Below are 13,898 nucleotides of genomic sequence, written 5' to 3' on the forward strand. Positions count from 1 at the left end.
ATGATTATGGTGAATAACGAATTTAATTTTACAGGCAGTATGGTGGCATTGGTTACACCAATGGACGCAAAAGGCAATGTTGACCGGGTTAGTTTACGTAAATTAGTTGACTATCATGTTAATGCAGGCAGTGCTGCCCTTGTTTCTGTCGGTACAACAGGGGAGTCTGCAACATTAAGTCATGACGAGCATGTTGATGTCGTTTTAATGACATTAGATATGGCTGATGGACGTATTCCTGTAATTGCTGGTACGGGAGCTAATGCAACATCTGAAGCTGTTTGGTTTACGCAACAGTTTGAAAATAAAGGTATCGCAGGTTGTTTAAGTGTAACGCCATATTATAATAAACCGTCACAAGAAGGCTTGTATCAGCACTTTAAAGCGATTTCTGAAAGCACTGCATTACCACAAATCCTGTATAATGTGCCGGGTCGTACTGGATGTGATTTATTGCCAGTAACAGTTGCACGTTTAGCCAAGTTGGATAATATTGTGGCAATTAAAGAGGCGACAGGGAACTTAAGTAGGGTTAGTCAAATCCAAGAGTTGGTTAATGATGATAGTTTTATCTTATTAAGTGGCGATGACGCATCATCATTAGACTTTATGCAACTTGGCGGTCACGGTGTTATTTCGGTTACTGCTAACGTTGCTGCGTCAGAGATGGTAGAATTATGTCGATTAGCAAATGCGGGTGAGTTTGCGAAAGCACGTGAACTTAATCGACGTCTGATGGACTTACATCATCAGTTATTTGTTGAACCTAATCCAATCCCAGCTAAATGGGCGTGTCAACGTATTGGGTTGATTGAAGACGCCACATTGCGCTTACCTATGACTCCGTTGACATCATCAGGTCAGCAAATTGTTGAGAAAGCGCTGTTAACAGCGGGAATACTGTAAAACTTAGGGAATTTTAATGGCAACACTATTGCATAAATCAAAGATTATGAAAGTCGCGGGTCTGTCGCTGGTGGTTTTACTGGCAGCCTGTTCAAGTGATCAGCGCTATAAACGTCAGGTCAGTGGTGATGAGTCTTATTTAGAGACGGCAGGGCTAAAGAATTTAGCGATTCCGGCGGGTATGGTGTTGCCTTTGCAAAATGGGGAATATGACATTCCAACCCCTAAAAAAACTGAACCTGTTGGTTTAGCGCTTGATATTCGTCCACCAACTCAAGCACTGAATCTGTTAAGTGGTTCACGCAGTGAAAACAATGCAGATAACAGCCGTTTGTTATTACCAAATTCACCAGAAAATACAACACTATACGAGCAAGTTAGTTCTATCTTAACAGAGAAAGGTGTTGCGATTGTTAAAAGTGATGCAGAGCAAAAAGAGATCCATACAGATTGGATCACATGGTTACGTGCTGATGAAAACGTACCTTTCCAAACACGTCAGCGTTTAGTGATTGCTCAGTCAGGTAATGTTATTTCGTTAACAGTGACTAACGAAGGTTTACGCCAAGGCGAAACGGAAATGACAGATCCGGATGAAGTGAAGCGTTACAATACTTTAATGCTTAACGAATTGGTTGATGGCTTAAACCGTATGCGTAATTTAAGCGAAAATACGGCAAGTAGTAGCTTACAAGGTATTATTGATGTTCAAAGTGGTAGTGATAATGCTGGCCTTCCAGTCATTATCGTTCGTGCTCCATTCGATGTGGTTTGGGATAGATTACCAATCGCATTAGAAAGTATTGGCATGAAGATGGGCGATCGCACACGTTCTAAAGGTTCAATAGAAGTAACCTATAAAGGAATGAGCAGTGCAAACTGGAGTGCATTAGGTGTTGATAGACCAACTGTTGATGAGGCGGATTATAAATTACAAGTCGGTGATTTAAATAACCGTAGTAGTTTACAATTTATCAGTGATAAAGGTAAACCATTAACACAATCACAAAATGATCAAATGGTTGCTGCACTGAAAGCCGCTTTCAGTAAGCCTGTTAAATAAGTATTATTTTTGAAAAATATGAGAAGCCGCACAATAAAGGTTGTGCGGCTTTTTTTATTATCTTAATTTAATGGTATTAATCTAAATTGAAATGTGTTTACAACAAGACAATTGGAACTATCAGATTAAACATCATTAATTGAATACTCTTTTAATGATAGGATTTAATTTAAAGTTATTAATAATATTAATCTTAATGCAATACGTTTAAATTTATGCAATATTGCCTCAATTCTTATTTTTAAATAAAAATAACAAAGCACTCTCTGACTATATGAAGGAGCATTTATGAGCGCTGGTGATATGATTATTCACTTGATATTAAGTGGGATACTTATTGTAGGTGTTTATCAATTTTATTTTTTTACTCAACGATATACATTGAGAGAAGTGAAAATTATTAATTCACCGATTGATGAAAAAATTCCTTTTTGGCCATGGTGGTCATGGATCTATAGCTTTTTATATTATCCTGCAATTTTATATCTTAATTGGATCATTCAAGACTCAAGACAATTTATTATGATTGTTTTTAGTTATATTGTTTTGTTAGTCATGCAAATGTTTTTCTTTATTGTATTCCCTGTTGCAACCCCAGCACATTGGCGTACTTTAAATCCAGGTAAAACCGCATCAGAGAAATTTCTTAAGTTCGTTCAGTATTTTGATGACTCATCAAACTGTTTTCCAAGTATGCATGTTTCCGTAGCAACACTCACTGCATGTCTTGCTTATGCAAGCTTAGGACCATGGGTTTTCTTATTTCCATTGTTTATTGCATTATCTTGCATGTTTACGAAACAACATTACTTAATTGATTTACCTGCCGGTGCTTTATTAGGTTGGTTTGCTTATGAGATCTACTGTTTTATTATTTAATTCAAGCATTACATTATTAAGAGATAATATGTGTATTTAAATATAAAAATAGATAAGAGATAAATCATCAAAACGTGTTGATACTAATATTGGTAACCAGATTAATTCTCCATAAAAAGAAATTAATCTGGTTTTTTATTATTGATTACGCTAAATAAGTGTAACCTCAAATAGACCTAGTGTTTACTAATAATATAATCTAAAAAATAGAAATAATATGGTGATATAATCTATAATTATTCTTATTCTGACTTTTTATATTTTCTGGCTTTATCAAACTACTTTTTATTAGTGCCATTATTTAATGGAATTAATTGAAATATGATTTCTAATGATGGTGTAGTTTTTAATAAAAAAACGTTGTGGATAGTGGATTATCGATGAGATTTTTTTTAGTGATAGTACTCACGTTTTAAAAGCTTTTTTATCTAATCTAGAGTAGAGTATGGGAAGCAAATTTCTTGTTAAACCTATCACATCTTTGGAGTGTGTCAGATGCAGAAAAAAGCTGAGTTGTATCGTGGAAAAGCAAAAACAGTCTATGCCACTGAATCTTCTGATTTTCTTATCCTTGAATTTAGAAATGATACATCAGCGTTAGATGGCCAACGTATTGAACAGTTTGATCGTAAGGGGATGGTAAATAATAAATTTAACTATTTCATTATGAATAAACTGGAAGAAGCGGGTATCCCAACGCAGATGGAACGTTTGCTTTCTGATAATGAAGTGCTAGTCAAAAAACTCGATATGGTACCTGTTGAATGCGTTATCCGTAATCGTGCAGCGGGATCATTAGTTAAACGTTTAGGTATCGAAGAAGGTACACTTTTAAATCCACCAATCTTTGATTTATTCTTAAAAGATGATGCCCGCCATGATCCTATGGTCAATGAATCTTACTGTGAAACCTTTGATTGGGTATCTAAAGAAAACCTCGCAGAAATGAAACGTTTGAGCTATAAAGCAAACGATGTCCTTAGCAAACTCTTTGATAAAGCTGGACTTATTTTAGTCGATTTTAAACTTGAGTTTGGTTTATTTCATGGCAAAGTTGTATTAGGTGATGAATTCTCTCCTGATGGAAGCCGTTTATGGGATAAAAATACCTTAGATAAAATGGATAAAGACCGCTTCCGTCAAAGTTTAGGCGGATTGATTGAAGCATACGAAGAAGTTGCACGTCGAATCGGTGTTTCTTTAGACTAAATACGCAAACGATTACGTCAAGTTAAACAAGATGTAAATAGAAAAGGTCAGCTTAAAGCTGGCCTTTTGTCTTAAGTAGTGCGTTTAAAATGGAATGTATTAAACGAACATAACTCAGTAGCTATGTAGATAGCTTGATAAATAACGTTTAATAATAAAAAATTTATCGTAATCCTAAGCTTTCTAATAATTGTTTAATCTCATTATTAAGCGCAAGGCTATCAAGGTATTGATTAATCAGTGGCGTAGGCTGGATAAGCGCATACTTGCATAAAAATATAAGGAAATAGCCCACATACACATCGGCAGCAGTCAGATTTTTGCCACAAATATAAGGATTGGCACTAGCTATCCCTGTTTCTAAACAATGAAAGGCGCGTTCAAAAGAACCAAACCCAGATGATTTTTGCTGTTCTTCATTAAGTTCAATACCAACCTCTTTCACTGTAAATGCGGATTCAATAGGGCCAGCAGTAAAAAAGAACCAACGATAATAAACTGCACGCTCAGGTGAATTAATGGCAGGCGCAAATCCTTTTTCAATAAACTTATCTGCTAAATAAGCACAAATTGCCGCTGTCTCTGTAACCACGATTTCGCCATCAACTAATGCAGGAACTTTTGCCATAGGATTAATAGCAAGATATTCAGGAGTACGCATTGGTTCGCCATATTCTAATTCGACACGCTGATAAGGCACATCTAACATTTTTAAGAAAAGTTCAACAGTGTTACCGCGAGACATTGTATTAGTATAAAGAATAAGTTCATTCATAATATTTCCTTACTGTGTTGATTAATATGATGTTATTTAAACTGAAATAGCTAAATGAAGAACAGCAAGGAAGATATTACGCAAACATTGTGTCAATTTTTGTCAGGAGCCTCTTTTAAGATCTCTTTTTTCCAGCGTGAGAATAAATAACTTTTAGGGTAAGGCAAATTATCACTTAATACTTCATAAGAGATAATTCTATCAAGCCTAAAATGGCGATAGCTTTGGCGTAATTCACACCATGCAGCAATAACTTGAGAATCTTGAAAGTAGCCCACAGCAATAGGCCAAATAATTCGAGTGCTTAATTGTTTTTGGGCATCTTTATAATTTATTTGGGCTTTCTTTTCTTCGCGTAAACTAAAACGCATATCTTTAGCAATGGCATGATCAACTTCAATAATTTGGTGTGTGGGAACAAACAAGGTATTTTGTTCAAGCAATGTTTGATGTTGTGTTGTTACCACTGCATTGATTTTATTAATTGCCCGTAATGCAGAGTGACTTAATTCTTTATCTGTATTACTTTCTACCCAGCGTAATCCCAGAATAAGTGCTTCAAGTTCATTAATATCAAAGGCTAGTGGTGGTAGGAGTAAACCGGATTTTAGCTGATAACCTATACCTGCTTCACCCGTGATTTCAGCCCCTTGATCACGTAAAGATTCAATATCTCGATAAATAGATCTGACACTAATTTGTAATTTATTTGCTAACACTTCTGCCGTTATCGGATAGTGATTCTCTTTTAAAATCTGCAATAAAGTGAGTAAACGTTGAGTTCGGGTCATTTAAGGTATCTATTTATTAGTGAAGAAAAACAGAAGCAAGATATAAGAATTCTATTATGAAATCATTAAGAAAGCCGTTTTAATTCCTTATGATGCTCATTTGTTCGTGGTGCTAACGAGTGCTATTTTACTCTGATAGTCTCTATTATCTTGCTCTTAAAAAATAGAGAATAGTGTTTGTAATTTTTTGTTATTATCTCAAATCAAGTGATAAATTTATTCATTATAAAGCTAAAATCATCTATTTAAACTGTGGGGATAAGTTATGCGTTGGAATGATCGCCGAAGAAGTGACAATGTTGAAGATAGAAGAGGGCAATCTTCCTCCGCATCTGGCGGTGGTAATCTCCCATTAGGATTAATTGCACTTTTACTGCGTACTAAATATGGTTTTGTAATAATTATTGTTTTAGTTATCGCCAGCTTTATGGGATTTGATTTTAACACATTAACGGGGAGCAACAATCAAGCCTCACAACGTAATGAGCAACAAACCGCACTTTATAATGAAGCTGCCGATTTTAGTAGTGTTATTTTAGCCAGTACTGAAGATTTTTGGCGAACAATTTTCGCACAAGCAGGAAAACAATATAGTGATCCTAAACTCGTGCTATATACCAATAGCACGACAACACAATGTGGAACTGGCACAAAAATAATGGGGCCATTTTATTGTCCCGCTGATCGAAAAATCTATCTTGATCTTTCCTTTTATAATGAAATGAAAAATAGCTTAGGTGGTGGTGGAGAATTTGCCCAAGGTTATGTGATTTCTCATGAAGTTGGGCATCATGTTCAGCATTTATTGGGTATCACTAATCAAATGCGTGAACAACAACAAATGGCGCGTTCGAAAGCAGAGGTAAATCGTTTATCCGTAAAATTAGAGTTGCAAGCAGACTGTTTTGCTGGAATGTGGGGACGTTTTATTGCGGGTGAAGGTCGTATTGATGAAAGCGATTTATTAACTGCGATCAAAACGGCGCAAGCGATCGGTGATGACAAGTTACAGAAACAACAGCAAGGTTATGTTGTACCGGATAGTTTTACACACGGCACGGCAGAACAGCGCAAGACTTGGTTTATGAGAGGCTATAACAGTGGTAGCATCAAATCTTGCGATACATTTGCTTCTTCGTCTTTGAACTAATACCATTCGTCGGTAACTATAAGATAATTAACGCTATAAAGCGAAAGGCTTAGGAACAAACATGAGTAACGTTGATCCCTCACTATTAATTTTGCTGGTTCTCGCAGGACTTGGCATTATTAGTCATAATATGACTGTAACGTTAGCTATGCTGGCTTTGCTAGTCATTAAAATCACACCATTAAACCAATATTTTCCTGTTGTTGAAAAATATGGCATGACCATCGGGATCTTAATTCTGACGATTGGGGTAATGACACCTATTGCAACGGGGCGTATTTCAGGACAAGAAGTGCTTAACTCATTCTTAAATTGGAAATCACTATTAGCGATTGCTATTGGTATTGCTGTTTCTTGGTTGGGCGCTAGAGGTGTTTCTTTAATGAATAACCAACCTTCAACGGTTGCCGGCTTATTAGTAGGAACGGTTATTGGAGTAGCGCTTTTTCGGGGTGTACCTGTTGGGCCATTAATTGCAGCTGGTATTCTTTCATTGTTAATCGGTAAATCCTAGCTGTGTCATTTTCCCATTTACATCAATATCAGCAAAAATTAGCTCAATTAGGGCAACGCCAATTACTGTTATTAGCGGGTAAACCTGCATGGCAAACAGAACAAATCCAGCAAATTATCCAATTATGCCAAGGTGATTGGATAACGATTTCCTCCAGTAAGCCTAATGCAATTTTACCTGATCATGCTATTCGCCTATTAGGGCGTGAGTTCTTACATGCTGTTTTTGATGCTAATGAGGGATTTAATACCGATGCTTTAGCGATGTTAACGGGCACATTAAAAGCCGGTAGTTTATTGATCTTGTGCTTACCCGATATTGAGAATTGGGATAGCTACATAGATAACGATAGTCAGCGCTGGAATGATGCTCAAGGTGTACTTTCAACACCAAATTTTATGGAATGGCTAAAAGATATCACGTTAGGTGATAGTCAAGTGATTGTATGGCAACAATCAACGCCATTTCAATTACCCACATTGATTGAAAAAGCTAAACCTTGGGCGCTTCCACAGGGTAAACCGACCGCAGAACAGCAAGTTATTTTAGATAAATTGCTCCTATCGACATCGGGTGTTTGGAGTGTTATTGCACCAAGAGGTCGAGGAAAATCAGCGCTTGCTGGTATGTTTATCGAGCAATATCAAGGAAATGTATTGGTATGTGCGCCAGCTAAAAATAGTACAGATGTTTTATCTTCACACACCAACAAAGCTATTTCATTTTATTCCCCTGATAATTTATTAGCGCAGTGTATAAATAACGAAATTCAAAGTGATTGGCTGATTATTGATGAGGCGGCTTCTGTGCCCATTGCACAATTAGAAGCGTTGTGTGGTTACTTTCCTAATGTATTAATGACAACCACAGTACAAGGTTATGAAGGAACTGGCCGCGGTTTTATGCTTAAATTAGGAGACAACATTCCTAATTTGCGTACCTATCAATTACAAATACCTATTCGTTGGGCTAAAGATTGCCCATTAGAAAATTGGCTTAATCAGTTGTTACTGCTTGATGAGCCAGAATACAATTTTGATTGTCAGCAACAAGGTGATGTCGATATCCAACAGCTTCAAGGAAATTGGCATAATAATATTCCACAATTACATGGTTTTTATCAACTTCTTACTAGTGCGCATTATCGAACAACACCACTTGATCTACGACGTTTACTTGATGGTCGAAAACAGCGTTATTGGTCAGCATCAATCAATAAAAAGATCGTAGGTGCTGTGTGGTGTATCGAAGAAGGGGGATTACCTTTCAAACTTGCTCACGATGTTTGGTTAGGTATTCGTCGGCCTAGAGGTAATCTGGTTGCTCAATCATTAGTCACCTATGGTTTAACACCGGATGCGATGTGTTTAAACTCATTGCGTATCAGTCGTATCGCTGTTTTACCTCAATATCGGCGGCAAAAAATTGCTGCGACTTTGATTGCTAATATTGTAAAAGAGAGTCAAAAACAGGCTGTTGATTATCTTTCAGTGAGCTTTGGTTACACTGAGACATTAGTGCAGTTTTGGATGCAATGTGGTTTTCAAATAGTACGACTGGGGGTACATAAAGAGGCAAGTAGCGGATGTTATACCGCAATGGCGATTTATCCACTAACTGAAAAAGGCGAGCAGCTATTGCGCTCGTCTTTAAGTGCCTTTGCTTTGCAATATCAGCAGATAGAACGGCAAACAAAGCTCTGCTTAGCAGATAAGTCAATACCAAGTCATAGTGCGACAGCACAAGATAATTGGTTAATGATGGCGGGTTTTGCCTTTGCTCATCGTTCAGTTCTTACTGTTTATGAGAGTGTTGCTAACTTTCTGGTCGGTTATGAGCAACACTATCCGTTATTAGTCGCTTTTTTTGTAGACAATAAATCAGTTGAACAGTGTGTGGCTGAGTTTTCTTTATCAGGAAAAAAAGTCTTAACCAAGCAATTAAGAGAGCAATGTGCGCAATTAATGGCTGAAAAAGATGCTCAATTAACATCGCGTTATCAACAATGGTTATCTACTTATTCTCATCCTTCTTGTTTTGATTTTGTTTAGGCCAATCATCTTCATCATCCCATTTATCATTAAAATCACGATGTGGAGGCAACTTCCGCTTATTTTTAAGAAATTGCTTGGGATCGATTTTGTTCATATCTTTAATAGCATTAATAATAATTCCTACTAAAAGAATTAAAATTATCCACCAATAGTCAGCAAACCAGTGCATAAATAAGCCTTATATTTTAAAATTGTTGTTGAGAATGAGGATCTTTTTTATTTGGTCTATAAAATAACGCAATAAAGCATAGGTTGGAAAAACACAGCATGAAACGGGTATTACTAATTATAGCAGGTTGGTTATGTGTTGGATTAGCCACATTAGGTGTTATTTTGCCTGTGTTACCTACTACACCTTTCTTATTACTTGCGGCATGGTGTTTTTCTCGTTCGTCAAAGCGTTTCCATTATTGGTTACTTTATCGCTCTTGGTTCGGTCCTTATTTACGATATTGGCAAACTTATCGCGCTATGCCTAAAGGGGCAAAACCTAAAGCTATTTTAGTGATCTTAATTACCTTTGCAATTTCACTATGGTTTGTGTCTATGCTTTGGGTCAGGATCTTATTACTGATAATCTTAGGTTGTTTATTGATCTTTATGTGGAGACTTCCTGTTAATGATCAACAAGAAGCTCCATATGAAAAATAACATTATTCAGGCAAAATAATGTAACGAGCAAATATCTCGTCAAGATTAGCTAATAGCCACTGTTTACCATCAATATTCTCTTCTTCTAACACAGATTTTAGAATATCAGGTGTATAAGCAAGAGACGCTTCATGAGATAGAGGCCAATAACTGATATGCCAAGGTTCGTAAGCAATATCGCTCTCTTTATGAGTAAAAGGGCGATAAAAATCATACGCTGACATATTTTCTGTTAACCATTCATTAAGTTCTGCAAAATAGCCACCATCCTCGTATTCCCAAGGTTCTAATTGTAATGACTGGCCTTCAGGTAAACGAAAAGGATCATAAATATCAATCTCAGTACCCCAATGATGACGACTTGCACCAGGTAACGCTGACCACTTTAAAATCGCGATACAGCGTTCACCTTCTGATAATGCATGAATATCTATTGGTTGACTTTGTGCATCTAAAACAGGGCGAGTGCCTTCAAATTTGCCATTCCATATTGCTAATTGGCGATTAAAATCACGGAAAGAGCTGGCTGGCATTAATTTAAAGCCAGCTTTCGTGGCTTGTTGTTGTAATGCTAAAAAAGCCTTAGTGGCATTAAATTGTAAGCGATGCTGACCGGATAAAGTGACTAAATGGTCAGTAGAACGGCCTGTTAGCATTAAAGGCGTTATCATAAAATAAGTTGCTCCATAACCCGCTGATAAATTCGGCTAAGTTGTTGTAAATCGGCTGCATTAACGCATTCATTAACTTTATGAATTGTTGCGTTAACTGGGCCTAACTCGACAACTTGCGCTCCCATTTGGGCAATAAATCGACCATCAGAAGTCCCTCCACTGGTGGAGAGTTCTGGTTCTAAATTGGTGTAATGTTTAACGGAGTAACATACAGCTTCAAGTAATTTTCCTTGCCCAGTAATAAAAGGCTGACCAGATAAAGACCATTCCAGCTGATAGCGAAGTTGGTGTTTTTGTAATAACGCCTCTGTACGTTGGCGAATTTCTTCATCTGTAATAGCCGTACTAAAACGGAAATTAAATTGAATAAATAGCTCACCAGGGATCACATTATTACTGCCTGTACCGGCATGGATATTGGCAATTTGCATTGTGGTCGCCGGGAAAAATTCGTTACCTTCATCCCAAACCGTATTAATGAGTTCTTGGATAAAAGGAGAGGCAAGATGGATAGGATTCTCTGCAAGGTGAGGGTAAGCGACATGACCTTGTACACCTTGAATAATTAAATTTGCTGTTATTGAGCCTCGACGACCATTTTTTACCATATCACCTAAATGATGTTGGCTCGAAGGCTCACCCACAAGGCAATAATCGAGGCGTTCGCCACGTGACATTAAAGATTGTACGACTTTCACCGTACCATCTGTGGCTTTAGCTTCTTCATCTGAAGTAATTAAAAAAGCAAGCCGTCCACGGTGATCCGGATAAGAGTGAACAAAACGTTCAGCCGCGACAATCATGGCAGCAAGCGAGCCTTTCATATCTGCTGCTCCGCGCCCATATAACATTCCATCACGAATAGAGGGTTCAAAAGGCGGGTTATCCCACAAATTAGGATCACCTGTTGGTACAACATCAGTATGACCAGCAAAAGCCAGTGTTTCACCTTCACCACCACGGCAAGCCCAGAAGTTTTCAGTCTCACCGAAAGGCATTCTTTCAATCGTAAAACCAAGAGGAGTTAGCCTATCGATAATCAATTGTTGGCAACCTTGATCGTCAGGACTTATCGAAGGGCGTGAAATTAATTGTTGTGCAAGTTCAATAACAGGACAGGACATAAATATTAGGCTCCTGTAAAGGTCAAATAGTCATTGGTATTAAAACCGACAATAAAACGGTTATCTGATGAGACAAGAATAGGGCGCTTAATGATGGCGGGTTTATCTAACATCAACGAGATTGCAGAGGTAACATCAGTGATTGCATTTTTTTCTTCATCGGATAATTGGCGCCAAGTTGTTCCTCTTTTATTCACAAGTGTCTGCCAATCTAAATTTTCTGTAAAGGTGCGTAATAATGCTTCCGTCAAACCCTCTTTGCGGTAATCATGAAACGCGTAAGGAATATGATTATCATCTAACCATTTACGCGCTTTTTTGATGGTATCGCAATTTTTTATGCCGTACATGGTATATGTCAGGTTTGTCGTGGACATGATATTTTCCTTATATGACAATACGTAATATTAGTATTGATGAGAATGAGTGTTATACAATTCCAAAATAACAGCTTTTGGTGTAGTGAAAAATCCTATTTACATTATAAAATATATCGGATATTAAACTGTCACGTTAGTGTAACGAATTGTGTAGCGTAGGGTAATATAAATACGAATAAAGATTTCCGTTGGTAAAAGAAAATATGAAAAGTATTTCACTGAGTCTTATATTGCTTTTACTCTCTTCTTTTAGTTGGGCTGATGAAGAACAAGATGACCCAAAAGTTGATGAGTATAAAATAGCCTTAGAGGCCTTTTTTAACAGTGATTATTTATTGTGTTTGGGCGAAGGGAAATGGCCTGTCTACAGCAATGAAGATGATGCACCATGGGTTTTAGAAAGAATGCATGCATTAGTTGAAGCAGGATTGATTGAACAAACCGAAAATGGAGAAGAATGGGTGTTTAATCTTAGTGATAAAGGACGTAAAGCTTGGCAACCTTATCAAGACTTCTGCTATGGTCACCTTTTTATTAGTCAGATAAAAGAAATTCAGCCAATAGACTCAGGTAAAAGTAAAATTTATTTCTATTATGGTGTAAGAGGTATCCCTTCATGGGCAACCAATGAGGAAATACAATCCGCCTTTAGCGAACTTGATATTGTGATTAATGGAATAAATCGAGAGCTGTATCAGCTTAATATCGAAAAATTACCTGATAACCATTTTAAAGTATTGAGTTATCCAGTACCGATTGAGTAATACATGATTTAACATAAATTTAAATGGAATGTTAAAGCGATATATCTTATTACCCCGACCCAGTGTCGGGGTAATACGTTTAGTACTGATGCTTAATAAGAATAAGACTGGCAGCTAAACGAGACGTGACTTGCAATTTCTTTAAAATATTACGAATGTGAACTTTCACTGTTTCTTCTGAAATAAATAAATTTTCAGCAATTTGCTTATTTTTCATTCCAGCAGACACTTCATGAAGTACATCCAACTCTCTTTTAGTCAATGCTGAAAGTGGATCAGAATAGTTTTGTCTAAGCTGAATATATTGCCACACTCGCTCACTATAAACCGGATGTCCAACAGCCGCTTTGCGTAGGCTAAGTAATAGCATATCTAACTCACACTCTTTTAAGAGATAACCGTTTGCGCCTGCATCCAACGCAGCGTAAACATCATTACGTGAATCAGAAACGGATAAAACAAGAACATAAGATGTTAAACCAGAGCGACGAAGTGTTCGAATAATATCAATACCTGAACGCCCTTGTAGATTTAAATCCATCATAATTAAATCTGGATTTAACTGTTTTGCAGCGGTTACCGCCTCTTGAGCATTGCCACTTTCGCTTACTACGACAAAATCTTTGTCTTTTTCTAGCAATAGCCGTAATCCATATCTCATGATAGGGTGATCATCCACTATCATAATTGAGTAGCTAGGCATAACCCCTCTCCCTAAAAAAAATAATAATGTGCGTAATCTTTCCAAGCGCAGAAAATAAAAAAGTAAATTCCAAATGAGGAATAAAAATTAGAATCAGATATCTTATTAAAACAATAAGAAAATAAAATTGACGGTTGGCAATATTACACCAATTATTGTTACGGGTAAAAAAGAAAATAACCGAAAAGACTAACAAAAAATCTAACTCTATAAAATCTTTATAGTTACAATGAGTTGTAAAGAAGAGAGCCTATATTAAAA

At 36.9% G+C, this 13,898-nt stretch carries 16 protein-coding genes; 9 read left to right on the plus strand and 7 right to left on the minus strand.

Going from position 1 to position 13,898, the window contains the following annotated elements; translation table 11 throughout:
• The first annotated feature begins 6 nt into the window (after positions 1-6).
• The 4 genes from dapA (at position 7) to purC (ending at position 4,057) form a co-directional block, all read left to right on the plus strand.
• Complete coding sequence (gene dapA, locus CUB63_RS01700; RefSeq protein WP_109847321.1) at positions 7-906, plus strand: 4-hydroxy-tetrahydrodipicolinate synthase; 900 nt, start codon at positions 7-9, stop codon at positions 904-906.
• 16 nt (positions 907-922) lie between these two features.
• The gene (gene bamC / locus CUB63_RS01705) at positions 923-1,969 is read left to right on the plus strand and encodes an outer membrane protein assembly factor BamC (protein ID WP_109847322.1); all 1,047 of its coding nucleotides are present in this window, start codon (positions 923-925) and stop codon (positions 1,967-1,969) included.
• Positions 1,970-2,257: 288 nt separating this feature from the next.
• Positions 2,258-2,848, plus strand: coding sequence for a phosphatase PAP2 family protein (locus tag CUB63_RS01710; protein WP_006533036.1), 591 nt, complete (start codon positions 2,258-2,260; stop codon positions 2,846-2,848).
• A gap of 495 nt (positions 2,849-3,343) precedes the next feature.
• A complete protein-coding gene (purC, locus tag CUB63_RS01715; protein ID WP_006533035.1) occupies positions 3,344-4,057 on the plus strand; it encodes a phosphoribosylaminoimidazolesuccinocarboxamide synthase in 714 nt (237 codons plus the stop codon).
• 163 nt (positions 4,058-4,220) lie between these two features.
• Here the strand turns inward: purC and CUB63_RS01720 are convergent, their stop codons facing one another.
• Both CUB63_RS01720 and CUB63_RS01725 read right to left on the minus strand, forming a co-directional pair.
• Positions 4,221-4,832, minus strand: coding sequence for a glutathione S-transferase family protein (locus CUB63_RS01720; protein WP_109847323.1), 612 nt, complete (start codon positions 4,830-4,832; stop codon positions 4,221-4,223).
• Between the two features lie 92 nt (positions 4,833-4,924).
• Positions 4,925-5,623, minus strand: coding sequence for a helix-turn-helix transcriptional regulator (locus CUB63_RS01725; protein ID WP_006533032.1), 699 nt, complete (start codon positions 5,621-5,623; stop codon positions 4,925-4,927).
• Between the two features lie 265 nt (positions 5,624-5,888).
• Between CUB63_RS01725 and ypfJ the strand changes: the two genes are divergently transcribed.
• The 3 genes from ypfJ to CUB63_RS01740 all read left to right on the plus strand — a co-directional run bounded on the left by ypfJ (position 5,889) and on the right by CUB63_RS01740 (position 9,338).
• Positions 5,889-6,773, plus strand: coding sequence for a KPN_02809 family neutral zinc metallopeptidase (gene ypfJ, locus CUB63_RS01730; RefSeq protein ID WP_006533031.1), 885 nt, complete (start codon positions 5,889-5,891; stop codon positions 6,771-6,773).
• A 61-nt stretch (positions 6,774-6,834) separates the two neighbouring features.
• The gene (locus tag CUB63_RS01735) at positions 6,835-7,287 is read left to right on the plus strand and encodes a DUF441 domain-containing protein (protein ID WP_006533030.1); all 453 of its coding nucleotides are present in this window, start codon (positions 6,835-6,837) and stop codon (positions 7,285-7,287) included.
• A gap of 2 nt (positions 7,288-7,289) precedes the next feature.
• On the plus strand, positions 7,290-9,338 hold the full coding sequence (locus CUB63_RS01740; RefSeq protein ID WP_109847324.1) for a tRNA(Met) cytidine acetyltransferase TmcA: 2,049 nt from the start codon (positions 7,290-7,292) through the stop codon (positions 9,336-9,338).
• Here CUB63_RS01740 and CUB63_RS01745 read toward each other — a convergent pair.
• Positions 9,301-9,510, minus strand: a complete 210-nt coding sequence (locus tag CUB63_RS01745) for a YpfN family protein (RefSeq protein WP_109847325.1) — start codon at positions 9,508-9,510, stop codon at positions 9,301-9,303. The two genes, CUB63_RS01740 and CUB63_RS01745, sit on opposite strands and share 38 nt — an antisense overlap.
• 98 nt (positions 9,511-9,608) lie before the next feature.
• Between CUB63_RS01745 and CUB63_RS01750 the strand changes: the two genes are divergently transcribed.
• Positions 9,609-9,992, plus strand: a complete 384-nt coding sequence (locus CUB63_RS01750) for a DUF454 family protein (RefSeq protein WP_006533028.1) — start codon at positions 9,609-9,611, stop codon at positions 9,990-9,992.
• 2 nt (positions 9,993-9,994) lie between these two features.
• Here CUB63_RS01750 and CUB63_RS01755 read toward each other — a convergent pair whose 3' ends face one another.
• Genes CUB63_RS01755 through CUB63_RS01765 form a run of 3 tightly spaced genes read right to left on the minus strand, consistent with a single transcriptional unit; the run spans position 9,995 to position 12,167 of the window.
• Entirely contained in the window at positions 9,995-10,663 is a 669-nt protein-coding gene (locus tag CUB63_RS01755) for a M15 family metallopeptidase (RefSeq protein ID WP_072064186.1), read from the minus strand.
• Complete coding sequence (gene dapE / locus CUB63_RS01760; RefSeq protein WP_006533026.1) at positions 10,660-11,790, minus strand: succinyl-diaminopimelate desuccinylase; 1,131 nt, start codon at positions 11,788-11,790, stop codon at positions 10,660-10,662. The genes CUB63_RS01755 and dapE overlap by 4 nt, the downstream gene beginning before the upstream one ends.
• 5 nt (positions 11,791-11,795) lie before the next feature.
• Positions 11,796-12,167, minus strand: coding sequence for an ArsC family reductase (locus CUB63_RS01765; RefSeq protein ID WP_072064184.1), 372 nt, complete (start codon positions 12,165-12,167; stop codon positions 11,796-11,798).
• A gap of 206 nt (positions 12,168-12,373) precedes the next feature.
• Between CUB63_RS01765 and CUB63_RS01770 the strand changes: the two genes are divergently transcribed.
• Complete coding sequence (locus CUB63_RS01770; protein ID WP_109847326.1) at positions 12,374-12,934, plus strand: hypothetical protein; 561 nt, start codon at positions 12,374-12,376, stop codon at positions 12,932-12,934.
• Positions 12,935-13,013: 79 nt separating this feature from the next.
• Here CUB63_RS01770 and CUB63_RS01775 read toward each other — a convergent pair whose 3' ends face one another.
• A complete protein-coding gene (locus tag CUB63_RS01775) occupies positions 13,014-13,637 on the minus strand; it encodes a response regulator (protein ID WP_069368881.1) in 624 nt (207 codons plus the stop codon).
• Between the last annotated feature and the right edge of the window lie 261 nt (positions 13,638-13,898).

Origin of the sequence: Proteus penneri (assembly GCF_003144535.1) — a bacterium.
In the GTDB taxonomy this organism is placed as follows: Bacteria; Pseudomonadota; Gammaproteobacteria; order Enterobacterales; family Enterobacteriaceae; genus Proteus; species Proteus penneri.

Excerpts from the sequence above, each read along its gene's own strand:
- dapA (WP_109847321.1), top strand. The coding sequence starts at position 7 with ATGGTGAATAACGAATTTAATTTTACAGGCAGTATGGTGGCATTGGTT.
- bamC (WP_109847322.1), top strand. The coding sequence starts at position 923 with ATGGCAACACTATTGCATAAATCAAAGATTATGAAAGTCGCGGGTCTG.
- CUB63_RS01710 (WP_006533036.1), top strand. The coding sequence starts at position 2,258 with ATGAGCGCTGGTGATATGATTATTCACTTGATATTAAGTGGGATACTT.
- purC (WP_006533035.1), top strand. The coding sequence starts at position 3,344 with ATGCAGAAAAAAGCTGAGTTGTATCGTGGAAAAGCAAAAACAGTCTAT.
- CUB63_RS01720 (WP_109847323.1), bottom strand. The coding sequence starts at position 4,832 with ATGAATGAACTTATTCTTTATACTAATACAATGTCTCGCGGTAACACT.
- CUB63_RS01725 (WP_006533032.1), bottom strand. The coding sequence starts at position 5,623 with ATGACCCGAACTCAACGTTTACTCACTTTATTGCAGATTTTAAAAGAG.
- ypfJ (WP_006533031.1), top strand. The coding sequence starts at position 5,889 with ATGCGTTGGAATGATCGCCGAAGAAGTGACAATGTTGAAGATAGAAGA.
- CUB63_RS01735 (WP_006533030.1), top strand. The coding sequence starts at position 6,835 with ATGAGTAACGTTGATCCCTCACTATTAATTTTGCTGGTTCTCGCAGGA.
- CUB63_RS01745 (WP_109847325.1), bottom strand. The coding sequence starts at position 9,510 with ATGCACTGGTTTGCTGACTATTGGTGGATAATTTTAATTCTTTTAGTA.
- CUB63_RS01750 (WP_006533028.1), top strand. The coding sequence starts at position 9,609 with ATGAAACGGGTATTACTAATTATAGCAGGTTGGTTATGTGTTGGATTA.
- CUB63_RS01755 (WP_072064186.1), bottom strand. The coding sequence starts at position 10,663 with ATGATAACGCCTTTAATGCTAACAGGCCGTTCTACTGACCATTTAGTC.
- dapE (WP_006533026.1), bottom strand. The coding sequence starts at position 11,790 with ATGTCCTGTCCTGTTATTGAACTTGCACAACAATTAATTTCACGCCCT.
- CUB63_RS01765 (WP_072064184.1), bottom strand. The coding sequence starts at position 12,167 with ATGTCCACGACAAACCTGACATATACCATGTACGGCATAAAAAATTGC.
- CUB63_RS01770 (WP_109847326.1), top strand. The coding sequence starts at position 12,374 with ATGAAAAGTATTTCACTGAGTCTTATATTGCTTTTACTCTCTTCTTTT.
- CUB63_RS01775 (WP_069368881.1), bottom strand. The coding sequence starts at position 13,637 with ATGCCTAGCTACTCAATTATGATAGTGGATGATCACCCTATCATGAGA.